The sequence below is a fragment of the Microbacterium sp. F2 genome, from assembly GCF_052274505.1.
In the GTDB taxonomy this organism is placed as follows: Bacteria; Actinomycetota; Actinomycetes; order Actinomycetales; family Microbacteriaceae; genus Microbacterium.
This window is the reverse complement of record NZ_JBNVBV010000004.1, coordinates 12952-36594: the sequence shown is the minus strand read 5'-3', so window position 1 is coordinate 36594 and position 23643 is coordinate 12952. Positions and strand designations below refer to the sequence as shown.

Below are 23643 nucleotides of genomic sequence, written 5' to 3'. Positions count from 1 at the left end.
CGTAGTCTGGGTGTCATGCTCAGCGACGATCGTTCCGACGAGGATGCCGCTTCCAACCTGGCCGGGACCGGCGACGACGTGCCCGATGCCACCGCTCCGCGCCCCGACGAGGATCTGCTCTCACGGCTCGACATCGTCGAGTCGCAGCCGCTGTCTGACCGTGCGGCGGCGTACGAAGCGATCCACGAGGATCTGGCGCGGCGCCTGGAGCACAATCCCGACCTCCCTCATCGGTGATCTCTCGCCGATGACGCCCCGACTGGATGCCGAGCTCGCCGCTCGCGGTCTGGCACGCTCGCGAACGCACGCCGCGCGACTGATCTCCGCGGGCAGCGTCACCGTCGATGGGCGCGGAGTCGTGAAGCCGTCCGCGGCTGTGGACGCGGCATCCGTCATCGAGGTCGCAGCCGACGATCACTACGTCAGTCGCGGCGCGCACAAGCTCAGTGCCGCGCTCGATGCCTTCGCGGTGGACGTCGCGGGCAAAGTCGCGCTTGACCTCGGTGCGTCAACCGGCGGGTTCACGCAGGTCCTGCGGGAGCGGGGAGCGGCACCTGTCATTGCCGTCGACGTCGGCCACGGACAGCTCGCGCCCACTGTCGCCTCTGACCCCGAGGTCATCTCGGTCGAGGGTTTCAACGTGCGCTACATGGATGCCGAAACACTGCGTTCGGCATCCGGGGTGGAGTCTCAGCCCCAGATCGTGGTGGGAGATCTCTCCTTCATCTCTCTGGGGCACGTGCTTCCCGCGATGTGCCGCGTCGCTGCGGCGGACGCCGACATCATCCTGCTCGTGAAGCCGCAGTTCGAGGTTGGGCGCACCGGCATCCGCGAAGGGGTCGTGACCGACGCGGGGCTGCGTTCCGAGGCGGTCATGGGCGTGCTCTGGTCTGCGTGGGATGCGGGACTCGGCACCCTCGGGGTGATCTCCTCCCCGATCGTGGGAACCCACGGGAACCTGGAGTACCTCGTGCATCTTGCCGCGTCGCGGGGGAGCAATCCGACAGAATGGATCAGCACGGTGAATCAGCTGACGGGAGCACGATGACCAACGAGGGCCGCAACATCCTCGTGGTCGCGCACGCGCTCCGCCCCGAAACGGTCGACGCAGCTGCCCGCGTGATCGGCGCGCTCCGTGAGGCTGGCGCAACCCCCGTACTGTCCGCCGACGATCGAGCTGAGCTCGGTACCGCGATCCCCGGCCCGCTCGCCGTGCTGGGGGCCGATGTCGCCGTCGCCGACATCGAGCTGGCGATCGTCCTCGGGGGCGATGGCACGATCCTGCGGGCCGCAGAGCTCGTGCGCGAGGGCAGCGCCCCCGTCCTCGGGATCAACATGGGTCACGTTGGCTTCCTGGCCGAGATCGAGCGCGATGACATGGACGAGGCTGTCCGGCGGGTCATCGACCGCGACTATACGGTCGAGGAACGTCTCGCGCTGCAGGTTCGCATCAAGGACCGCGACGAGCAGGTCATCTACGAGACGTGGGCGCTGAACGAAGCAACCGTTGAAAAGGCTAGCCGGGAGCGGATGCTCGAGGTCGTGATCGAGATCGACGGACGGCCGCTGTCGTCGTTCGGCTGCGACGGCATCGTCGTGTCGACCCCCACGGGCTCGACCGCCTACAACTTCTCCGCCGGCGGTCCGGTGATCTGGCCGGGAGTCGAGGCGATCGCCGTCGTTCCCCTGTCGGCGCACGCGCTGTTTGCCAAGCCGCTCGTGATCGCTCCCGAGCACACCGTGGCTGTCGAGTTGCTCGAGCGCACGAACGGCACCGGCATCCTGTGGTGCGACGGTCGCCGTTCCCACGATCTACCGGCCGGCGCCCGCGTCGTCGTGCGCCGATCGGAGCATCCCGTGCGGCTTGCGCGGCTGCATCCCGCGTCGTTCACCGATCGACTCGTCAAGAAGTTCCGCCTGCCCGTCGAAGGATGGCGCGGCCCGTCACCCGCGGCGGAGAGTTCGTGATCGAGCAGATGACCCTGCGGGACCTGGGCGTGATCGCCGAGGCCACCCTGCCGATCGGTCCCGGGTTCACTGCCATCACGGGTGAGACCGGCGCGGGCAAGACGATGGTCGTCACGGGCCTCGGACTGCTTCTCGGTCAGCGCTCAGACAGCGGCGCTGTGCGCGCGGGGGCGGCGCAGGCATCCGTGGAGGGCGTGTGGATCGTGCCGCAGGATGGGCCTGTGGCCGAGCGCGTGCGGGAGGCTGGCGCGGATGTCGAACCGATCGATGAGACCCGAGCCGAGCTGATCGTCGGACGCACCATCTCGACCGAGGGACGCAGCCGCGCCGCAGTCGGCGGGCGAGCAGCTCCCGCGGCGGTCTTGTCGGATCTTGCTGATGACCTGGTGGTGGTGCACGGGCAGTCCGAACAGCTGCGGCTACGCTCCAGTGCCGCGCAGCGCGACGCGCTCGACAGGTTCGGGGGAGCGGATGTCGCCGAGGCCCTCGAGGCGTATCGGGAACGGTTCGCGACGTGGGAGCGGCTGGACGAGCAGCTCACGACACTCGTCGCCGATCGCGACGCTCGTGCGGCCGAAGCAGAGGAACTCCGGGCCGCAATCGCGGTGATCGAGGCCGCCGCCCCGCGCGCCGGCGAGGATGCTGAGCTCACGCAGCGGGCCGAGCGACTCGCGAACGCCGAGGCGCTGCGGGAAGCTGCGGCGCTGGCTCATGCGGCCCTGACAGCCGAAGACGAGGCAACAGACGCGACGACCCTTGTGGGGGAGGCGCGGCGTGCCCTGGAGCGTGCCGCGGGAAGTGACCCCGAGCTCGAGCGTCTCGCCGAGCAGGTAGCCGAGATCGGGTACCGGCTCGTCGATGTCTCGGCTTCGCTCGCTGGGTACCTCGCCGACCTCGATGAATCGGGTCCGCACGAACTCGCCGCCGTCGAGGAGCGCCGTGCTGCACTGTCCGAACTGGTGCGCGCGCACGGCTCCCTGGACGAGGCGATCGCGCTTCTGGAAACCGGGTCGGCTCGGCTCGCAGAGCTCGACGACGACGGCGAAAGAGTCGAGCGACTCACCCGGGAACGGGAGGAGGCGGCATCCGCTCTCGACGATGCTGCGGCTGCCCTTACGGCAGCGCGCACGACAGCTGCCGCGCGCCTCGGAAAGCTTGTGACCGCAGAGCTGCACGCTCTCGCGATGCCGGATGCCGAGGTCGAGGTCTCGGTCACCCCCACAGCCCCCAGCCGGTCGGGGCGCGACGAGGTAGCGATCCTCCTGGCGCCTCACCCGGGTTCGTCACCACGTCCGGTCTCGCGCAGCGCATCCGGCGGTGAGCTCAGTCGCGTCATGCTCGCGATCGAGGTCGTGATCGCCCGCGTCGATGCCGTACCCACCTTCGTTTTCGACGAAGTGGATGCCGGGATCGGCGGCGCTGCGGCGATCGAGGTGGGAAGGCGCCTGGCGCGGCTGGCGCAGACATCCCAGGTGATCGCGGTGACCCACCTCGCGCAGGTCGCCGCGTTCGCGACCAACCATCTGAGCGTGGTCAAAGCCAGTGATGGCGCGGTCACGGCATCCGGGGTTCACCAGCTCACCGGCGCCGCCCGTGAGGCTGAGATGGCGCGACTGCTGTCGGGGATGCCAGACTCCGAGGCAGCGCTCACTCACGCCCGCGAGTTGCTCGACCTGGGCACGATTGCCGACTGATAGGATCGAAGCCCGTGATGCAGACCCCGAGTGACTCGCACGGTTCCCCTTCGGATGACGCCCCGGCGTCCCTTTCTTCCACCGTCGAAGACCGCTCGTCGGGCCTCACGACGACGAAGCACATCTTCGTCACGGGAGGAGTCGTTTCCTCGCTCGGCAAGGGCCTGACTGCCGCAAGCCTCGGCAATCTGCTCACCGCGCGCGGCCTGCGGGTCGTGATGCAGAAGCTCGACCCGTACCTGAACGTCGATCCTGGAACAATGAACCCGTTCCAGCACGGCGAGGTCTTCGTGACCGATGACGGTGCTGAGACCGACCTCGACATCGGGCATTACGAGCGGTTCCTCGACATCGACCTGAGCCAAGCGGCCAACGTCACGACTGGGCAGATCTACTCGCAGGTCATCGCCCGCGAGCGCCGGGGTGAGTACCTCGGCGACACGGTGCAGGTCATCCCGCACATCACCGACGAGATCAAGCGGCGCATGCGGTTGCAGGCGACCGAGGACCCGCAGCCCGATGTCATCATCACCGAGATCGGCGGCACCGTCGGTGACATCGAGTCACAGCCGTTCATCGAGTCAGCGCGCCAGATCCGGCATGAACTGGGCCGCAAGAACGTCTTCTTCGTGCATGTCTCGCTCGTGCCGTTCATGGGCGCCTCGGGGGAGCAGAAGACCAAGCCCACGCAGCACTCCGTCGCCACGCTGCGCTCGATCGGCATCCAGCCCGACGCGCTCGTGCTGCGCAGCGATCGCCCCGTGACCGAGGCGAACAAGCGCAAGATCGCCCTCATGTGCGACGTCGACGAAGGTGCCGTCGTCAACGCGGTCGACGTGCCGAGCATCTACGACATCCCGACGATGCTGCACGATCAGGGGCTGGATGACTACATCGTCGACGCGCTCGATATCGAGAAGGCCGCCCGCGTGGACTGGACACGCTGGAGCCGCGTGCTGCAGGCAGTGCACAATCCCAGGCACGAGGTCACGATCGGCCTCGTCGGAAAGTACATCGATCTTCCTGACGCCTACCTGTCGGTGACGGAGGCCCTCAAGGCCGGTGGGTTCGCGCACGAGACCCACGTCAAGATCACCTGGATTCCCTCGGATCTGTGCGAGACCCCGGACGGCGCGGCGAAGGCGCTCGCGTCGGTCGATGGGATCGTCGTTCCCGGCGGTTTCGGCATCCGGGGGATCGAGGGCAAGCTCGGTGCGCTGCGTTTCGCGCGCGAGCAGGGCATCCCGACGCTCGGCCTGTGCCTGGGCCTGCAGTGCATGGTGATCGAGTACGCCCGCAACATGGCGGACCTCCCGGGTGCGTCTTCGAGCGAGTTCGATCCCGACACCGATTTTCCGGTCATCGCGACGATGGCCGAGCAGGTCGACATCATCGATCACGGCGATCTCGGCGGCACGATGCGGCTCGGGCTGTATCCGGCGCAGCTCGATGAGGGCTCGATTGCGGCCGAAGTCTACGAATCGACACGGGTCTCAGAGCGCCACCGTCACCGGTACGAGGTCAACAACGCCTATCGTGACCGTCTCGCCACCGCGGGTCTGCGTTTCTCGGGACTCTCTCCCGACCGGAACCTTGTCGAGTACGTCGAGTTGCCGCGCGAGGTGCACCCGTACTACATCGCGACCCAGGCCCACCCCGAGCTGCGTTCGCGGCCGACGGCGCCGCATCCGCTGTTTCGCGGGCTCGTGAGCGCGGCCCTGGACCGCCACCGCGCGAGCGAGCTCTTCGACGTCGAATCGGATGAGTGAGAATCGGATGACTGACAGGGTGAGCGGCGCAGTGCGCGATGAGCCGTTCGAGGCTCCCGTCGTCTCGTCGACGCTCGTTCACGAGGGCCGGGTGTGGGATGTGCGCAGCGACACCGTCAGCTATGGCGGGGCCGAGATCGTGCGCGAGTACGTCGATCACCCGGGGGCGGCGGCTGTGGTCGCGATCGACGACGAGGGTCGGATGTTGCTGATCCAGCAGTATCGGCATCCGATTCGTCACCGGGACTGGGAGGTGCCGGCGGGACTGCTCGATGTCGCCGGCGAACCGCCGATGGCGACGGCGCAGCGGGAGCTTGCCGAGGAGGCTGACCTTGTTGCCGCGTCGTGCCAGCCGCTCGTGAGCATCTTCACGACACCGGGCGGCAACGACGAGGTCGTGCACCTGTTCCTTGCGCGCGGATTGAGCGCGGCGCCACAGGTGCACGAGCGCGAGGACGAGGAAGCCGACATTCGGCTCGAGTGGGTGCCCATCGATGAGGTCATCACGGGTGTTCTCGAGGGGAGCCTGCGAAACGGCATCCTCGCGGTGGGGGTGCTCGCCGCCGCCGAAGTGCTGCGTCGCGAACGCCAGGGCTGAGGATGCAGCTCGATCGGGCGCTCGACACGTACCTGCGCCACGTCACGATCGAGCGGGGCCTGTCGGCGCACACCGTAGCCGCCTATCGCCGCGACCTCGGACCGTACCGGCAGTGGCTCGCAGGTCGCGGGATCGACGACTCGACCCAGGTCACCGCGGCGCTCGTGACGGAGTTCATCGCCGAGCGTGCGGCATCCGACCCGCCGCCGGCTGCGACAAGCCTGGCGCGTCTGCAGTCGTCGGTGCGGGGGATGCATCGGTTTCTCGTGGTCGAGGGCATCGACCCCCTCGACCCGACGACCCACGTGAGGCCGCCGAAGATGCCCCGCCGCCTCCCGAAGGCGCTCACGATCGCCCAGGTCGAGGCTTTGCTGGCGGCTGCGGGCCCCGAGCCTGCGGCAGCGACACCCGGCGATCTCGTGGCGCTGCGGGACCGTGCCCTTCTCGAACTGCTGTACGCGACGGGTGCGCGCGTGTCAGAGGCCGTCGGGCTTGATGTCGACGATGTGACTGATGGCGACATCCTGCGGGTGCGCGGCAAGGGCTCGAACGAGCGCATCGTTCCTATCGGCTCGTACGCGCGGGCCGCGGTGGATGCCTACCTCACCCGGGCACGTCCCGAACTCGCCCGGCGCGGCAAGGCCAGCCCGCGGCTGTTCCTCGGAGCGCGCGGGGCACCCTTGTCCCGCCAGAGCGCCTGGCTCGTCATCCAGGCAGCCGCCGAACGCGCCAACCTCGAGGCGCACGTATCACCGCACACGCTGCGGCATTCGTTCGCGACGCATCTGCTGCAGGGCGGTGCCGACGTCCGCGTCGTGCAGGAACTCCTCGGCCATGCGTCAGTCGCGACGACCCAGATCTACACGCACGTCAGCGTCGATGCGCTCCGCGATGTGTATGCCACCTCGCACCCTCGCGCGCGCTGAGCATCTCAATTGTCACGGCGCCTGTTTAGGGCGGCATCCGTCCACCTATGGAGCATGGACAGTGTGAGAATCCGTCGCTCGCGTCCCCCCGCAGCCTCGCCCACCGGGCAGCGCTATGGGTTCCCGTACCTCAGCGCAGATGAGATCTACCTCGACTCCGCCTGCCAGACTCTCCGCCCCCAGCCGGTGATCGATGCGCTGACCGAGTACTACCGTGAGTATGGCGCGTGCGGTGAGCGCACCCACTACGCGTGGGGGAGACGCGTCGACGAACGCGTGACGGCGACACGAGACGCGCTCGTGCGGCTGCTTGCCCTGCCCCCGCGTCGGTACCGCACCAGCTTCACGCTGAACACGACGTACGGCATCAATCTGCTGTTGCTCCAGTTGCCGGTCGGGCGCTACACCCGCATCGTCACGAGCCACACCGAACACAACTCGGTCTTCGTCCCCGTGATGCGCTACGCGCAGCGCGCCGGTGTGCCGCGCATTCTCCTGGAGCGGGACCCCGACGGAGCCCTGCGCTCCTCGCCGGCAGATCTTGAGCGCGCCATCGTCGTCGTTTCCGCGATGAACAACGTCGACGGGACCGTCACCCCCGGCCTCGACCAGCTCGTGGCCGATACCCATCGCGCCGGGGGGATCGTGATCGTGGATGCCGCACAAGCCGCCTCCCACGCGATCTCAGCGGTGCGCGGCATCCCCGCCGACGCGATCTGCTTCTCCGCCCACAAGATGTATGGGGCTTCCCTCGGCGTCATCGTCGCGGCGACGACTCTGCTCGAAGAGCTCGAGCTGCAGTTCGTCGGTGGTGGCCAGGTCGCCGCGGTCGGGGAGGACGGGGTGCAGTGGCGAACCGAGCTCGAGTCGCGCCTGGAACCGGGTCTGCAAGCCTGGGGCGAGATCATCGCGCTGGGGGCGGCTCTGGACTGGCTCGACGCCTTCGAACGGGCAACCGGGCAGAGCCCCGAGGCACACGAGCATGCGCTCGCCGAGCACCTGTTCGCTGGGCTTGCCGAGATGCCGCATGTGCGGCTGTTCTCACCGCGCCCCTCGAGCGTGCTCTCGATCGTCCCGGAGCGGGTGGATGCCCACCGCCTCGCGGTGTTCCTCTCGAAGGCCAACATCTCGGTGCGCAGCGGCCACTTCTGCGCCCACCACTGGTTGCGCGATGTCGCGCAGGTACCGCCGCTCGTGCGCTTCAGTCTCGGCGCCCACAACACCCTCGCTGACGTCGAGCGCACCCTCGAGGTGACGGGACGACTGATGAAAGGACTGTGACAGCGTGCTGTGCATCGCCGCGTTCATCGTGCTGCTCGTCCTGAGCGCAGTCTCCGCTCGCTACCGCAGGCTGCTCGGCAAGGCAGCGTCGTGCACCTGGCGCCGGGTCACCCTGCGCCCCTGCGACACCACCTTCCGCGATGACCTGAAGAACTCGCTCCTGGCGCCGCTTGCCGTTCGTTCGCCGCGCCTGGTCAGGCCCGCCAGTATCGCGATCGAGGTTCTCGCCTGGATCATGGTGCTCTCGATGATCGTCAGCTTGTACATCGTCGGTCGCAGCGGTCTGAACCTCTTCGTGTACGGCACCTGCGACAAGCAGAATGCACAAGCATGCACGCTTTCGGCGGAAGTCTGCAGCGTGGGTGACGGCACCACGCCCTTCTGGGACTCCATCCTCGCGGGCAACGTCATCGGCGCCTTCGGTGACGAGTTCGCCTCGCTCGGCGATACGTTCTCGGCCATTCCCAGCCGCCTGCGCACCTGGGAGGGGGCGGAGTTCGCCTCGGCCTCGGCGACCTACCTCGAGGGATATCGTGAGGGCCTGCCCGTGGCTGTCGAGGTGATCGATCCCGGATGCCGCTTCTGTGCGCAGCTGTTCCGCAACGTCGAGGAGTCGGGCCTGGCGCAGACGCACAACGTCACCTACCTCGTCTATCCGATCGCCTCCAGCTGGGGCGACAAGTTCGAGCACTCTGCGCTCATCGCCCGGTACCTCACCGCGATCCAGTTTCACGAGCGCGAGGCGGCGCTGGCGGGGGAGAACACCACTGACTGGCTCATCCTTGAGCAGATCTTCGGCGGAAAGAACGCCAGCCGCGAGGACTGGCAGGTGTGGTTCAACGAGACAGCTACCGACGAGGAGGCTGTCGCGCAGCTCCACACGTGGCTCTCGGATGCCGGGTACGACGCCGCAGGGATCGCCCAGATCGATGACCTTGCCGCCTCGCCTGAGGTCGCCGATTCCCTCGCCGCCGTCCGTCAGAGCGTTGAGGACGACATCCGGACCGTCTCGATTCCGACCATGATTCTCGATGGGCGCCTGCGTACCGGGGTCGTCTCGATCGACGATCTGCGCGCGGCGCGCTGACTCAGGGCAGGCGGTTACGCCACGCGGTAGCAGTCTGGGCGACGAGGCGCTCCCAGCCGCTCGGCTCGATGCCGAAGGTCGCTTCGGTGTCGGTCGCGTCGACCTCGAACGGCGCATCGAACTGATACAGCATCCCGTCGACTTCGCGAAGGAGCGGGACGACCAGACCGCCGGTCTTGAGGAGCCACCGCGGCACCACACGCAGTCGCGGCTCGGGGGCGCCGACTGCCGTGCTCAGTTGCCGGAGCGCCTCGCGGACACTGACGGGCGGATTGCTCGGCACGAGCCACGGCCGGCCCCATGCCCGGTCGTCGCGACCGAGTGCCGCGAGGGTTCGCGCGACGTCGTCGATCGCCGTCCACGCGTGTGGCACATCAGGGTCGGCGAACACGGACGCGGGCTTGCCGGCGAGCGTCGAGTGGGCGTATCTCGCCAGGAGCCCGCTGGCAACGGGGAGGGTGGGGCCGATGTAATCGGATGCGCGGGCCTCCGTCGCACGGATGCGGCCTGCCTCGTGTGCGGAGCGCGCGTCTTCCCACATTCGGGTCCGCAGTGCACCCTTGTGATCGGTGGGATTCAACGGCATCTGTGCGGTCATCGGGACCATGACCGGGCCGTACCCGTAGAGGTTCGACATCGTCACAAGAACGGCGCCCGTGGATTCCGCCGCGGCGAGCAGGGCCGAAGCCAGCGGCGGCCAGAGCCGCTCCCACTGGGTATAGCTGCCGGGATTCGCGCAGTTGTAGATCGCTGCCGCACCGGAGGCGATGCGGCTGAGTGCCTCAGGGTCCGAAGCATCGGCGGCTACCGACCTGACGCCGTCGCTGCCCGGGCCGCTGCCGGAGCGGGTGACGACGATCACGGGCTCTGCGTCGTCTGCGAGGATGCGCGCGAGAGACGACCCGACAGGGCCGGCTCCGACGATGACGTGGGGTGCGCGGGACATGGCCCGAGTGTAGGCCGAACGCGCACGGCACGCCTCGCGGTCGGTGAACGCTCGGTGACTAGAATCGATCAACGGCATGGCGAAGTCAGGAGAGTCGGTGGCGGGCAGCAAACGAGGCGCGACGGCGGGTGCGGAATCCGACATCCTCGGCCCCACCGGTCGCCCCTATCGGGGCTTCGACACTCCGAAGCCGCTGTCCTCGCACGGTCCAGCCCGGATCATCGCCCTGTGCAACCAGAAGGGTGGCGTCGGCAAGACCACCACCACCATCAATCTGGCGGCATCTCTTGCCGAGTACGGGCGCAGCGTCCTCGCCGTGGACTTCGACCCCCAGGGGGCGCTGACTGCGGGTCTGGGTATCCCCACCCACGATGTGCCGACCGTTTACGACCTGCTGCTGGACACCAAGCGAGACCCCCACGACGCGATCATTCCGTCGGCGGTGCCAGGGCTCGACGTCCTTCCCGCCAACATCGATCTGTCGGCGGCGGAAGTGCACCTGGTCAACGAGGTAGCACGCGAGACGATTCTTGCCCGCGTGTTGCGCAAGGTCGCGGGGGAGTATGACGTCATCCTCATCGACTGCCAGCCTTCGCTGGGCCTGCTGACCGTGAACGCGCTTACCGCCAGCCACGGCGTGATCATTCCGCTGGAGTGCGAGTACTTCGCCCTGCGCGGGGTTGCGCTGCTCATCGAGACGATCGATAAGGTCCGCGACCGCCTGAACCCCGACATCCGGCTCGATGGGGTTCTGGCGACCATGTACGACCCGCGCACGCTCCACTCGCGCGAGGTGCTCGAGCGCGTCGTCGAGGCGTTCGGCGATGACGTCTTGGAGACCGTGATCGGCCGCACCGTCAAGTTCCCCGACGCGTCGGTGTCGGGGATGCCGATCACGACGTTCGCTCCCGAACACGCCGCGGCCCAGGCCTATCTGCGGCTCGCGCGAGAGCTCGTCGCCCGTGGCGCCGTCGCCTGAGCCCTCGAGCGCGACGGAGGCCGCTCTCGATTCCTCGGCCGGGGCGGACGGCGGGTTCCGCGTCACGCTCGATGTCTTCGACGGCCCGTTCGACCTGCTGCTGACCCTCATCACCAAACGCGAACTCGACATCACCGAGGTCTCGCTCAGTGAGGTCACCAACGAGTTCATCGCCCATGTGCGCGCCCTCGGGCCAGAGCACGACCTGGACGAGTCGTCGCAGTTCCTGGTTGTTGCAGCAACGCTTCTGGACATGAAGGTCGCGGGACTTCTGCCGCAGGGCGAGCTGGTGGATGCCGAGAGCGTCGCGCTGCTCGAAGCCCGCGACCTGCTCTTTGCCCGACTGCTGCAGTACCGCGCGTTCAAGGAGGTCTCGGCGTGGTTCGGGCGCAGCCTCGTACGCGAGGACACACGTCACGCGCGCACCGTGAGGCTCGATGCGAAGTACCGGGATGCCGTCCCGGAACTGGTCTGGACGCTTTCTGCCCAGGACTTCGCAGCGCTCGCGATGCTCGCCTTCGCGCCGAAGGAGATTCCCCATGTGGGGCTCGATCACCTGCACGCGCCGCTGGTCAGCATCCGGGAACAGGCTGCTGTCGTCGTGACGATGCTTCGAAGCTCCGGCTCGCTGAACTTTCGCGAACTGATCGCCGGCGTCGACCAACCCGGGATCGTGGTGGCCCGCTTCCTGTCGGTGCTCGAGCTGTATCGGCACGCGGCACTCTCGTTCGAGCAGGTCGAACCTCTCGGTGAACTCACGCTGCGCTGGACCGCTGAGCGGTGGTCGGACGAGAACCTTGCCACACTGGGAGCCGACTATGACCGATGACACGACTTCAGAATTCGCCTCTGACATCACGCGCCGGCTCGAAGCGATCATGATGATCCTCGACGAACCCCACAGCCTCGTGAGCCTTGCCGCGGCCGTCGGCGCACCGGTGCCTGCCGTACGTCAGGCGATCGAGAGCCTCGTCGCGGACTATGACGGTCTGACCGGCGGACCCAAGCGCGGGTTCGAACTCCGCGAAGTCGGCGGTGGTTGGCGGCTGTATGTGCGGGAAGAGTTCGACGATCTCGTGAGCGACTTCGTCGGAACGCAGGCTCCGTCGCGGCTCTCGCAGGCGGCCCTCGAGACGCTCGCCGTGATCGCCTACAAGCAGCCCGTCACCCGCGGTCAGGTCGCGGCGATCCGTGCCGTCAACGTCGATTCGGTGGTGCGGACGCTCCTGTCGCGAGGCCTCATCACCGAGGTGTTCACAGACCCCGATACCGGGGCGATCCACTACGGCACGACCGATGCCCTGCTCGTGAACCTTGGTATCAACTCGCTCGATGAACTCCCGCACATCTCACCCCTACTCGATGACGGTGCAGACGGTTTCGCGGGGGAGTCAATCCGATGACGGCCTCCGGATTCCCGTCAGAGAGCCCCGACGGGGTGCGCCTGCAGAAGGTGCTCGCCGCGGCCGGTGTCGCATCGCGCCGCGTTTCTGAGCAGCTGATCGCGGCGGGACGCGTTCGGGTGAACGGGCGGGCCGTGACCGAACTCGGGACGCGTATCGATCCGACCACGGACCTCGTAGATGTCGACGGCGTCGCGGTGCAGCTCGATGAGAGCAAGCGCTATGTCGTGCTCAACAAGCCGCGCGGCGTCGTCAGTTCGATGCGCGACGAGCGGGGCAGGCCGGACCTGCGCGAATACGCGGCGGAGTGGTCGGAGCGACTCTTCAACGTCGGACGCCTGGATGCCGATACGAGCGGGCTGCTCGTTCTCACGAACGACGGCGACCTCGCGCATGTGCTCTCGCACCCCTCGTTCGGGGTGACGAAGGTGTATATCGCCAAGGTCGAAGGTCGCGTGACGCCGCAGACGATTGCGCGGCTGACCCGTGGTGTGACGCTCGAGGACGGACCGATCGCCGCCGACAAGGCGCGGCTGCTGTCAGCATCCGATGCCGGAGGCGGCTCGCTCGTGGAACTCACCCTGCACTCGGGCCGCAACCGCATCGTGCGACGGATGATGGCCGAGGTCGGGCATCCGGTCGTGGAACTCGTGCGTCGCCAGTTCGGCCCGCTGCACCTGGGAAGCCTCCCGGTTGGGGCTGTGCGGGAGTTGACTACAGTAGAACGTGGCGCATTGCTGACTCTTGCGCGCCGCGAGGGTGACCCGCAGCAAGAGACCCCGCGCCACGAGGCTGACGACTCTTCGTCGCCCGATTCTCAGGAGATTTCCCCGTGACGAGCACCGATACGTCAGCTGTGACCGGCGACGGTTCGCTGACCCCGCGCGTCACCGGCACGGTGCGCGTCGTCGGCGCGGGGCTCCTCGGCGCCAGCGTCGGACACGCACTGCGAGCGCGGGGCGTCGATGTCGTGCTCGAGGATGCCTCGCCATCGCAACTGCGTCTGGCGATCGACTACGGCGCGGGCCGTGCTGCGACGCCCGACGACAATCCGACGCTCATCGTCGTCGCGGTTCCGCCGGATGTCGTCGCCGACGTCGTCGAGCGGGAGCTGCGCACGTTCCCCGGTGCCGTCGTGACGGATGTCGCGAGCGTCAAGCTGGAGCCCCTGCAGGAGCTCCGAGATCGCGGCGTCGATCTCACCCACTACATCGGGTCGCATCCGCTTGCCGGTCGTGAGCGGGGCGGCGCGATTTCGGCGCGGGCCGATCTGTTCATCGGAAGCCCGTGGGTGGTGTGCCGTGACGGCAAGACCCCGGCATCCGACCTCGCGCTCGTCGAGGCGCTCGCGCTGGATCTCGGCGCGACGCCGATCGAGATGACCCCCGAAGACCACGATCGTTCGGTCGCGCTTGTCTCCCACGTTCCCCAGCTGGTGGCGAGCCTGCTGGCGGGCCGGTTCACCGACGCCCCCGATGGATCGTTGCGGCTCGCCGGTCAGGGTGTTCGCGACACGACCCGGATCGCCGCGTCGGCTCCCGAGCTGTGGGTCCAGATCCTGGCGGCCAACGCCGCCCCTGTCGTCGACATCCTCGACGCACTGTCGCAGGATCTCGCGGCCGTCGCCGAGGCGCTGCGGGCTCCCGAGGCTCCCGGCTCCCGGCGCGAGATCGCCGACACGATCCGTCGCGGCAACGAGGGCGTGGAGCGCCTGCCCGGCAAGCACGGTCAGAACCGTCGTTTCGCTTCCCTCGTGGTGATGGTGGATGACACGGCAGGGCAGCTCGGGCGCCTCTTCGGTGACCTTGGTGCGCTCGCGGTCAACGTTGAGGATTTCCGGTTGGAGCACTCGCCGGGGGCTCCGTTCGGCCTTGCCGAGATCGCTGTTGCGCCCTCCGTGCTGCGCGACGCGACGGCCGGACTCGAAGAGCGCGGATGGAAGATCGCGAGCACCACCAATGACTGACGCCTCTCACACCGCTGCCGACACAGCCGACTCCGACGTCGTCATCGTCGCGGTTGACGGCCCCGCAGGCAGCGGCAAGTCCAGCGTGTCGAAGCAGGTGGCTCGTGCGCTCGGGTTCGGCTACCTCGACACGGGAGCGGCGTATCGGGCTCTTGCCTGGCATGCGCTGGCGCGCGAGGTCGATACCTCCGATGCCACCGCTGTGTTGGAAGCTGTCAGCGACTTCGACTTTCGCATCTCCCTTGACCCCGACGACTACTGGGTGCGATCGGGCGAGGTCGATGTGACCGAGGCTATTCGTGAGCAGCGGGTGACGGATGCCGTGAGCGGCGTCGCCCGGGTCCCTGCGATCCGGCGGACGATCAATGCGGCGTTCCGGCGACTGGTGGCGGCATCCGGTCGCCCCGGCGTCGTTGTGGAGGGCCGGGACATCACGACAGTTGTTGCTCCGGATGCGCCGGCGCGGATCCTGCTGACAGCCGACCCCGCGGTCCGAGCAGCGCGGCGCAGCGCCGAGATCAGCGGTTCGACGGCGGCGGAGGTCGCCGAGGCGTTGCGACGCCGCGATTCGTCGGACTCGAAGGTCGTGGACTTCCTGACTGCCGCTCCGGGAGTCGTCGTGGTCGATTCGACCGCGTTGGATTTTGACGAGACGGTGGCCGAAGTGCTCACCGTCGCCCGCCGGGAACTCGCGGGCGCCTCGATCGAGGGCGCCGACCGAGCAGCCCCCGGCGCGGAGGGGAAGGACTGACAATGACCACCACTGGTGATGAGTTCGACGAGACAGCGGCGGGAGACGACAACCTCGCCGATACTCTCGCGGATCTCGACGAGGAACTCGCCGAGTCGCGGGCTGCAGCGCTGCGAGCGACCCTGGACGACTACGACCTCGATGAGGATGACGCCGCGGTACTCGCGGGGCTTGTTGCCGGCGAGGACGGTATCGAGTACCTGCCGGCGCTGCCGGTCGTCGCAATCGTCGGCCGTCCGAACGTCGGCAAGTCGGCACTCGTAAACCGCATCCTCGGCCGTCGCGAGGCTGTCGTCGAGGACACTCCCGGTGTCACGCGTGACCGCGTGACCTACAAGGCCGAATGGATGGACCGCCGCTTCACCCTCGTCGACACCGGAGGGTGGGAGCCCGACGCGCGCGGTATCGACCGGTCGGTGGCGGCGCAAGCCGAGGTCGCGATCGATCTCTCGGATGTCGTGCTGTTCGTGGTCGACGCCATGGTCGGGGCTACCTCGACCGACGAGCACGTCGTCAAGTTGCTGCGTAAGAGCGGCAAGCCGATCTTCCTCGTCGCGAACAAGATCGACGACGCCCGCCAGGAGCCCGAGGCTGCCGCCCTGTGGAACCTGGGACTCGGGCAGCCGCATCCGGTTTCCGCGATCCACGGGCGCGGCGTCGCTGACCTGCTCGACGAGATCATGAAGGTGCTGCCGGATGTTTCAGCGGTCGCCAAGCACGAGATCGGTGGACCGCGCCGCGTCGCGATCCTCGGTCGCCCCAACGTGGGCAAGTCGTCGCTCCTGAACAAGGCAGCAGGCGAAGAGCGCGTCGTCGTCAACGATCTCGCGGGAACGACGCGCGACCCGGTCGACGAGATCGTTGAGATCGGCGGGCGCCTGTGGACCTTCGTCGACACTGCCGGCATCCGTCGCCGCGTTCACCTGCAGCAGGGTGCCGACTTCTACGCGTCGCTTCGCACCTCTGCGGCGCTCGAGAAGGCTGAGGTTGCTGTCGTGGTGCTCGATGTCAGCCAGCCGCTCAGTGAGCAGGACGTGCGGATCATCGACCTCGTCCTCGAGTCAGGGCGAGCGCTCGTGCTCGCGTTCAACAAGTGGGACCTGCTCGCGACGCCCGAACTCGAGAACCAGGATCGTCGCCGGTACCTCGAGCGGGAGATCGAACAGGATCTCGCTCACGTCTCATGGGCGCCGCGCGTCAACATTTCGGCGCGCACCGGACGACACCTTGAGAAGCTCGTTCCGGCGCTCGAGACGGCGCTGACATCGTGGGATCAGCGGATTCCAACCGGCAAGTTCAATGCGTTCCTCGCTGAGCTTGTCGCCGAGCACCCCCACCCGCTGCGCGGTGGCAAGCAGCCCCGCATCCTGTTCGGCACCCAGGCGGCGACCCGCCCGCCGACCTTTGTGCTTTTCACGACCGGGTTCCTCGACGCCGGCTATCGCCGGTTCATTCAGCGTCGATTGCGCGAGCTGTTCGGATTCGAGGGGACACCGATCGTGCTCAACATGCGAGTCCGCGAGCGCCGCCAGCGCTGAGCGTTCGGGCGCTTTGCGTCACGCTCTCGCGCGTCGGTCGTGGGAGGGTCTTGACAATCGCGATCAGCGCGTGAGGACGCTGGGGAATGCTCCGGCGAACTCGGCGGCGATCATCTCGACCAGGTCGTGGGTCGTCGCGGTGGAGGGGCAGGGCGGGGCATCCGAGCGGCTGCCCATGTCCCGGGCTCGCTGCAGGGCCCACCACCGAACACCTTCGGCGAGGAGCTGTTCACCGAGGAGGCGCAGCCGGTCGGCGTCGGTGAGCCTCGGGTCGACGGTCGTGCGCACCTCGTACGCCAGGGGGTGGTCGCTGCCGGCGCGGGCACGTGCGGCATCCAGCACGAGTCGCAGCGACCGCCACGCATGGATGCCGCTGCCGCGCCGCTGCGTGACGGTGGCGTAGTCGTCGGCGGACGCCTTGATGTCGAGGCCTACCCAGTCGACAGCGGGGAGGGCGGCATCCAACCGCTGCGGGAAAGCTCCCCCGGTATGCAGGCCGACGCGCAGGCCGAGGCGTCGCGCATCGTCTATGGCGGGCAGGAGCGCGGTCTGCATCGTCGGCTCGCCGCCGGAGAAGACGACGCCATCGAGCTGTCCACGACGCTGTTCGAGGAACGCGAGGACCTCGCGCCACGTGATCGTGCCTGCGCTGTGGGAGTCGATCAGGTCGGGGTTGTGGCAGTAGACGCAGTCCCACGGACAGCCCTGGAGGAAGACGGTCGCGACGAGGCGGTCGGGCCAGTCCGAACCCGAGAATCGCGTGAGCCCGGCGATGCTCAGCTCGTCGGCGAGAAGGGGGGCGATGACGGTCACTGGTGTGCCACTCATGGCCGTGCTGCATCTTTCGTGGCTCGGTGTGCGTCGAAGTAGACCCGCTCAGCGGCTTCGCCCTGCTTGCCGATGTTGAACGATGACACCGGCCGGAAGTAGCCCATGACGCGCGTCCACACCTCGCAGTCTCGACCGCAGCGCGGGCAGAGCGGATGATCGCCCGAGACGTATCCGTGTGCGGGACAGATCGAGAAGGTCGGTGTGACGGTGAGGTAGGGGAGCCGGAACCGTTCGAGCGAGCGCCGAACGAGGTTCTTGCAGACGGATCCCGACGCGACAGCTTCGCCGAGGTACAGGTGCAGCACGGTCCCGCCGGTGTAGAGCTGCTGCAGCGGCTCTTGCAGCTGCATCGCCTCGAACGGGTCGTCGGTGTAGCCGACCGGGAGTTGCGAGGAGTTCGTGTAGTACGGGTGGTCGGCGGTGCCGGCATGGCGGATGCCGTCGGTGTCGCTCTCGTCGCCGAAGCGGGCGATGTCCAGGCGTGCGAACCGGTAGGTCGCGCTCTCGGCGGGTGTGGCCTCGAGGTTGTACATGTGCCCCGTCTGCTCTTGGAATTCGACCATGCGGGCGCGAACGTGCTCGAGCAGCCACGTCGCGAGGTTCATGCCTTCGTCATCCGTGACGTCGTGCGCGTCGAGGGTGTAGTTGCGGACGAACTCGTTGATGCCGTTGACGCCGATGGTCGAGAAGTGGTTGTCGAGGGTGCCGAGGTAGCGCTTCGTGTAGGGGAAGAGGCCGCCGTCGATGTGACGGCCGATGACCTCGCGCTTTGCCTCGAGGCTGTCGCGGGCGACCTCGAGCAGCGCGTCGAGGCGGCGCAGGACGCCGTCGGCGTCGCCGGGAAAGAGGTAGCCCAGGCGTGCGCAGTTGACCGTCACGACCCCGACGGATCCGGTCTGCTCGGCCGATCCGAACAGACCGTTGCCGCGTTTGAGCAGCTCGGTCAGGTCGAGCTGCAACCGGCAGCACATCGAGCGGATCATGTGCGGGTCAAGGTCTGAGTTGACGAAGTTCTGGAAGTAGGGGAGTCCGTAGCGCGCGGTCATCGCGAAGAGGGCGTCGACGTTCGGGCCGTCCCAGTCGAAGTCCTTCGTGATGTTGTAGGTCGGGATGGGGAAGGTGAAGGCCCGGCCGTCGGCATCCCCGGTCGCGTAGACCTCGATGAAGGCGCGGTTGATGATCGCCATTTCGTCGGCGAGGTCGCCGTAGGTGAAGGGTTGGACGACGCCGCCGATGAGCGGATGCTGGTCGGCTAGGTCATCGGGACACGTCCAGTCGAAGGTGAGGTTCGTGAAGGGCGTCTGCGTGCCCCAGCGGGAGGGGACGTTGAGGTTGAAGACGAACTCCTGCACGGCTTGGCGCACCTGTTCGTCCGAGAGTCCGTCGATCCGGACGAACGGCGCGAGGTAGGTGTCCACGGAGCTGAAAGCCTGCGCGCCGGCCCACTCGTTTTGCAGCGTGCCGAGGAAGTTGACCATCTGGCCCATGGCTGCCGAGAGGTGCCGTGGGGGAGCAGAGGAGATGCGCCCGGGGATACCGTTGAAGCCTTGCTCGAGGAGCGCGCGGAGCGACCATCCGGCGCAGTAGCCCGCGAACATGTCGAGATCGTGGATGTGGATGTCGCCATCGCGGTGCGCGGCTCCAGCCTCGGGCGCGTAGACCTCGTCGAGCCAGTAGTTGGCGATGACCTTGCCCGCTGTGTTGAGGATCATGCCGCCCAGTGAGTAGCCCTGGTTGGCGTTGGCGTTCACACGCCAGTCAGACTGCGACAGGTACTCGTTGATCGTTTCGGAGACGGCGACGGTACGTGGCGTGGCGGAGATACGACGGTTCATCGGCGGCTTCTTTCGGGGTGCGGTGGCGCTGGTTTGAAAGCTCTCGCGCAGTGCGGGATGCCACTATATGCAGCGCTCAATCTCGTTCGCGACACAATATGTGGTGTCATACATGGTCAGACCACATGGTGTCATGCATCCTTGTGGCGGGGTACAGCCTCGCGTGTCGGTCCAGGCGAAATCGCGACGGGGGAGTATGTGCCCGGAGCCCATCTCTTTCGGTCGCGCCGTGTTGCGGGTGTTGCGTGCTGGATGCCACAACACGGCGCGACTGAACGGATTGGCATCGGGCGGGCTATTCGCACGCCCCGCGACGAGGGACCTTTGCCCCTGACTGCGGATATACCCCCGGGAGTACCTTCATCTCGGAGCCGCGAACTGCTGCGGCCCGAATGCGAGGAGAACACCATGAAGATCGTCGTCGTCGGAGGAGTCGCCGGCGGAGCATCCGTCGCGGCGAGGGCTCGCCGTCTGGACGAGTCGGCTGAGATCGTCGTTCTCGAGCGGGGCGAGTACGTATCGTTCGCGAACTGCGGTCTGCCGTACCACATCGGCGGTGTCATCGCCGATCGCAGCCGGCTCCTGCTCCAGACACCCGAGAGTCTTCGCGAATCGCTCGACATCGATGTGCGCATCGGCCAGGATGTCGTCGGTCTTGACCCCGCGGCCCAGACGGTGACGGTGCGCGAGGTCGCGACCGGGCGCGAGTACACCGAGTCTTACGACGCGCTCGCGCTATGCCAGGGCGCCGATCCGCTGCAGCTTCCGCTTCCGGGCATCGACCTTCCCGGCATCCACACCCTGCGAAACGTCACTGACATGGACGCCATCAAGTCGCGCCTTGACAAGGCTCTCGCCGCTGCCGCGGCGCAGGGCCGTGCCGCGAAGACCGTGGTCATCGGCGCGGGCTACATCGGCATCGAGATGGCCGAGAACCTCATTCACCGCGGAGCCGAGGTCACCCTCGTCGAGCTTGCCGACCAGATCCTGCCGCCCCTCGATAAGGACGTCTCGATTCCGGTCGAGCAGCACGCTCGGGGGCGGGGGGTCGAACTGCAGCTCGGCACTGCTGCGGCTGCCTTCACCCGGGCATCCGACGGGATGCTCCGGGTCGAACTCAACAACGGCCGGTCGCTGGCGGCAGACCTGGTCGTGCTCTCGGCGGGCGTGCGACCCAACGTGGGTCTGGCCCGCGAGGCGGGGCTCGAGATCGGAGAGCGCGGCGGGATCGTCGTCGACACGCACATGCGCACCTCCGACCCGCACATCTGGGCGGCGGGAGATGCCGTCGAGACGGCCCACACGGTGCTGCCGGGGCGCTGGATCACCCCTCTTGCCGGACCCGCGAACCGCGAGGCGCGCGTGGCAGCCGAGAACATCTGCGGCCGCACGACCGAGTATCTCTCGACCCAGGGCACCTCCATCGTGAAGGTGTTCGACATGACCGCGGGCGCGACGGGTGCCAACGAGCGGCAACTCGAGCGGGCTGGCGTTGACTACCTCACCGCGCACGTGCATCCGTCGGGGCACGCCGGCTACTACCCGGGCACGGCGCAGATGCACATCAAGGTCACGTTCTCGCCCTCGGACGGCAAACTGCTCGGCGCGCAGATCGCCGGGTTCGACGGGGTCGACAAGCGGCTGGATGTCTTCGCGACGGCGATCAGGCTCGGCGCGACAGTCCACGATCTCGAGCACCTCGAGCTCGCGTACGCGCCGCCGTTCGGTTCGGCGAAGGACCCCGTCAACATGGCGGGATTCGTCGCGAGTAACGTGCTCAGCGGTGACCTGAAGCTCTGGTACGCGAAGGACTACCCGGCAGCGACCGACGGATGCCGCATCATCGACGTGCGCACCGACGTCGAATACGACATCTGGCACATCTCGGGAGCCGAGAACGTGCCTCTCGGCATCCTTCGCGAGGCGTGCGAGAGCTGGGACCGCGATGTCCCCATCCGTCTGTACTGCGCTGTCGGGTTCCGCAGCTACCTCGCGTACCGGGCGCTCGTGCAGCGCGGGTTCACCGATGTGCGGACGCTCTCGGGCGGCTCGACGACCTTCCGCTTCTTCCACGACCTCGAACCCGTCGGTTTCGTCGCCAAGCCTGCCGAGATTCACTATGCCGAGGCATCCGACCTGCTCGCTCAGGTGAAGGGGTCGGGGCAGGTGGTCGACCTCGACTGCACGGGGCTCGCGTGCCCCGGCCCGATCATGAAGCTCACGAAGCAGATGGATGAGCTGCAGCCGGGTGACGACGTCGTCGTGCACGTCTCGGACCCCGGGTTTGCGCACGACGCGCCGGCGTGGGCCGCGAGCCACGGCCACGAGATGCTCGCGATCTCACCCGAGGGTCCGGGGTATGTCGCGACCTTCCGCAAGAGCGCGGGAACGGATGCCCCGCGGGCCCTGCAGACGCTGAATCAGACATCCTTCGTTGTCTTCTCGGGAGATCTCGACAAGGCGATCGCCGCCTTCATCATCGCGAACGGTGCGCTCGCGATGGGGCAGAAGGTGTCGATGTTCTTCACGTTCTGGGGGCTGAACATGCTGCGCCGGCACGATGCGCCGCCGCGCGAGAAGAAGGTCATGGACCGGATGTTTGCCATGATGATGCCTTCGGATGCCGGCCACCTGCCGCTGTCTCAGATGAACATGGCGGGCATGGGGCCGAAGATGATCAAGGACGTGATGAAGCAGCACAACGTCCCGACTCTCGAGGAGCTCATGGCATCCGCGCGCGAGGGCGGTGCGCAGCTGGTCGCGTGCACGATGACGATGGATCTGCTCGGCATCGCCGAGAGCGACCTGCAGGACGGCATCGACTTTGGTGGCGTGGCGACCTTCCTCGGCGAGGCTCAGAAGTCCGGGACGACCCTGTTCATCTAGTGCGCGGGGCGCTTCGGGGCGTTCGGTCGCGCCGTGGTGCGGGTTTGGCGAGCCGGAGGTCGCAGTTCGCCGCGACTGAACGGGGGAATGTGCCCGAGTGGTGGTGTTCTCTGTCTTCGGTCGCGCCGTGGTGCGGGTTTAGCGAAACGGATGCCGCACGTCGGCGCGACCGAAATGGAAGATGGCTCGCGACCAGGGGAGCCCGCTCGGTGTGACAGGCTGAGATCGTGACGATCGAACCCCCGGCTCCCGGAGAGCCGCGCCGCCCGATGGGCCCGCGCGATCCCGGTGACGCATGGGTGATCGCGCCGACGGGGGAGCGCTACTGGGGTCGGTTCGGCGCGGCGGGTCTTCTTGCCGTGGATGCCGAGCGCGGCATCCTGTTGCAGCACCGCGTCGGCTGGAGCCACCACGGCGGAACCTGGGCGCTGCCCGGCGGCGCGCGACACGAGAACGAGGATGCCGGTGTGGCGGCGCTCCGCGAGGCGCGCGAGGAAGCCGCGGTGCCGCGGGATGCCGTTCGCCAGCGTTTCTGGAGCGTGCTCGACCTCGGGATCTGGTCGTACACGACAGTGATCGCCGACGTCATCGAGCCGTTCGACCCGCAGATTGCGGATGCCGAGAGCGTTGCCCTCGAGTGGGTTCCGGTAGAGGAGGTGGCCGAGAGGCCGCTGCATCCGGGGTTCGCGTCGGCGTGGGAGCACCTTGGCCCGCTGCTGTCGGTGCGCCCGGCCGTCGTGATCGATGCGGCGAACGTCGTGGGTTCGGTGCCCGACGGATGGTGGCGAGACCGCGCGGGGGCTGCAGGTCGGCTCATCGACCGGGTCGGTCAGTGGCAAGCGCGCGGGGTGGATGCCGACGCGCTCGAGCTTCCGGGCGCGCACTGGTTCCCTGACGTGTCGATCGTGCTCGAGGGGCAGGCCAAGGCCGCGGGCCTGCTCGAGGGGCAGGCCAAAGGCGCGGCTCTGCCTGCGGATGACTCAGGCGCCGGCATCCGTGTGGTGCTGGCCCCCGGCGAGGGGGATGACGAGATCGTCGCCGAGACGCAGCGGCGGGTCGCGAGCGGCGAACAGGTCGTCGTCGTGACGAGTGACCGGGGACTCGCCGATAGGGTCAGCGCCGCAGGTGCCCGGGTCGTCGGTGCCGGTTGGCTGCTCGATCAGCTCGACGAGCGCGCGTAGCCCA

Annotated in this window: 21 protein-coding genes; 18 read left to right on the top strand and 3 right to left on the bottom strand. The window is 67.7% G+C overall.

What is annotated here, in order from left to right; translation table 11 throughout:
• The first annotated feature begins 15 nt into the window (after nucleotides 1–15).
• Genes ACQVDU_RS09190 through ACQVDU_RS09150 form a run of 9 tightly spaced genes read left to right on the top strand, consistent with a single transcriptional unit; the run spans nucleotide 16 to nucleotide 9323 of the window.
• Entirely contained in the window at nucleotides 16–237 is a 222-nt protein-coding gene (locus ACQVDU_RS09190; RefSeq protein WP_443476950.1) for a hypothetical protein, read from the top strand.
• Between the two features lie 10 nt (nucleotides 238–247).
• Nucleotides 248–1048: a TlyA family RNA methyltransferase gene (locus ACQVDU_RS09185; RefSeq protein WP_443476949.1), complete on the top strand. Its 801-nt coding sequence runs from the start codon at nucleotides 248–250 to the stop codon at nucleotides 1046–1048.
• Nucleotides 1045–1968 (top strand): NAD kinase, encoded by a 924-nt coding sequence (locus ACQVDU_RS09180; protein ID WP_443476948.1) that lies wholly within the window; start codon nucleotides 1045–1047, stop codon nucleotides 1966–1968. Before ACQVDU_RS09185 ends, ACQVDU_RS09180 begins: the two co-directional genes overlap by 4 nt.
• Nucleotides 1965–3662, top strand: coding sequence for a DNA repair protein RecN (gene recN, locus ACQVDU_RS09175; protein WP_443477041.1), 1698 nt, complete (start codon nucleotides 1965–1967; stop codon nucleotides 3660–3662). The genes ACQVDU_RS09180 and recN overlap by 4 nt, the downstream gene beginning before the upstream one ends.
• Nucleotides 3663–3679: 17 nt before the next feature.
• Nucleotides 3680–5431, top strand: a complete 1752-nt coding sequence (locus ACQVDU_RS09170; protein WP_443477040.1) for a CTP synthase — start codon at nucleotides 3680–3682, stop codon at nucleotides 5429–5431.
• A 7-nt stretch (nucleotides 5432–5438) separates the two neighbouring features.
• A complete protein-coding gene (locus ACQVDU_RS09165; RefSeq protein WP_300594650.1) occupies nucleotides 5439–6029 on the top strand; it encodes an NUDIX domain-containing protein in 591 nt (196 codons plus the stop codon).
• Nucleotides 6030–6031: 2 nt separating this feature from the next.
• Complete coding sequence (xerD, locus tag ACQVDU_RS09160) at nucleotides 6032–6955, top strand: site-specific tyrosine recombinase XerD (protein WP_443476947.1); 924 nt, start codon at nucleotides 6032–6034, stop codon at nucleotides 6953–6955.
• Between the two features lie 54 nt (nucleotides 6956–7009).
• Nucleotides 7010–8236, top strand: a complete 1227-nt coding sequence (locus ACQVDU_RS09155) for an aminotransferase class V-fold PLP-dependent enzyme (protein WP_443476946.1) — start codon at nucleotides 7010–7012, stop codon at nucleotides 8234–8236.
• A 4-nt stretch (nucleotides 8237–8240) separates the two neighbouring features.
• Entirely contained in the window at nucleotides 8241–9323 is a 1083-nt protein-coding gene (locus ACQVDU_RS09150) for a DsbA family protein (RefSeq protein WP_443476945.1), read from the top strand.
• Nucleotide 9324: 1 nt separating this feature from the next.
• Here the strand turns inward: ACQVDU_RS09150 and ACQVDU_RS09145 are convergent, their stop codons facing one another.
• Complete coding sequence (locus ACQVDU_RS09145; RefSeq protein ID WP_443476944.1) at nucleotides 9325–10269, bottom strand: NAD-dependent epimerase/dehydratase family protein; 945 nt, start codon at nucleotides 10267–10269, stop codon at nucleotides 9325–9327.
• A 76-nt stretch (nucleotides 10270–10345) separates the two neighbouring features.
• Here ACQVDU_RS09145 and ACQVDU_RS09140 point away from each other — a divergent pair, with 76 nt between their 5' ends.
• The 7 genes from ACQVDU_RS09140 to der are packed head-to-tail and all read left to right on the top strand — an operon-like array spanning nucleotide 10346 to nucleotide 16906.
• Nucleotides 10346–11248, top strand: a complete 903-nt coding sequence (locus tag ACQVDU_RS09140) for a ParA family protein (protein WP_292713229.1) — start codon at nucleotides 10346–10348, stop codon at nucleotides 11246–11248.
• Nucleotides 11232–12077, top strand: coding sequence for a segregation and condensation protein A (locus ACQVDU_RS09135; protein ID WP_443476943.1), 846 nt, complete (start codon nucleotides 11232–11234; stop codon nucleotides 12075–12077). Before ACQVDU_RS09140 ends, ACQVDU_RS09135 begins: the two co-directional genes overlap by 17 nt.
• Nucleotides 12067–12651 (top strand): SMC-Scp complex subunit ScpB, encoded by a 585-nt coding sequence (gene scpB, locus ACQVDU_RS09130; protein ID WP_443476942.1) that lies wholly within the window; start codon nucleotides 12067–12069, stop codon nucleotides 12649–12651. The genes ACQVDU_RS09135 and scpB overlap by 11 nt, the downstream gene beginning before the upstream one ends.
• Nucleotides 12648–13487, top strand: a complete 840-nt coding sequence (locus ACQVDU_RS09125) for a pseudouridine synthase (protein WP_443476941.1) — start codon at nucleotides 12648–12650, stop codon at nucleotides 13485–13487. The genes scpB and ACQVDU_RS09125 overlap by 4 nt, the downstream gene beginning before the upstream one ends.
• Nucleotides 13484–14617: a prephenate dehydrogenase gene (locus ACQVDU_RS09120; protein WP_300593447.1), complete on the top strand. Its 1134-nt coding sequence runs from the start codon at nucleotides 13484–13486 to the stop codon at nucleotides 14615–14617. Before ACQVDU_RS09125 ends, ACQVDU_RS09120 begins: the two co-directional genes overlap by 4 nt.
• Complete coding sequence (gene cmk / locus ACQVDU_RS09115) at nucleotides 14610–15368, top strand: (d)CMP kinase (RefSeq protein ID WP_300593444.1); 759 nt, start codon at nucleotides 14610–14612, stop codon at nucleotides 15366–15368. The genes ACQVDU_RS09120 and cmk overlap by 8 nt, the downstream gene beginning before the upstream one ends.
• A 2-nt stretch (nucleotides 15369–15370) precedes the next feature.
• Entirely contained in the window at nucleotides 15371–16906 is a 1536-nt protein-coding gene (gene der / locus ACQVDU_RS09110) for a ribosome biogenesis GTPase Der (protein ID WP_443476940.1), read from the top strand.
• Between the two features lie 63 nt (nucleotides 16907–16969).
• On the opposite strand, the gene ACQVDU_RS09105 is transcribed toward der, so the two are convergent.
• Nucleotides 16970–17734, bottom strand: a complete 765-nt coding sequence (locus ACQVDU_RS09105) for an anaerobic ribonucleoside-triphosphate reductase activating protein (RefSeq protein ID WP_300593439.1) — start codon at nucleotides 17732–17734, stop codon at nucleotides 16970–16972.
• Nucleotides 17731–19572 (bottom strand): ribonucleoside triphosphate reductase, encoded by a 1842-nt coding sequence (locus ACQVDU_RS09100; protein WP_300593437.1) that lies wholly within the window; start codon nucleotides 19570–19572, stop codon nucleotides 17731–17733. The genes ACQVDU_RS09105 and ACQVDU_RS09100 overlap by 4 nt, the downstream gene beginning before the upstream one ends.
• Nucleotides 19573–19980: 408 nt before the next feature.
• Here ACQVDU_RS09100 and ACQVDU_RS09095 point away from each other — a divergent pair, with 408 nt between their 5' ends.
• Nucleotides 19981–22458 carry an FAD-dependent oxidoreductase gene (locus ACQVDU_RS09095; protein WP_300593434.1) on the top strand — a complete coding sequence of 826 codons (2478 nt, stop codon included), beginning with the start codon at nucleotides 19981–19983 and terminating at the stop codon, nucleotides 22456–22458.
• Nucleotides 22459–22685: 227 nt separating this feature from the next.
• Nucleotides 22686–23639, top strand: coding sequence for an NUDIX domain-containing protein (locus tag ACQVDU_RS09090; protein WP_443476939.1), 954 nt, complete (start codon nucleotides 22686–22688; stop codon nucleotides 23637–23639).
• The last annotated feature ends 4 nt before the right edge of the window (nucleotides 23640–23643 follow it).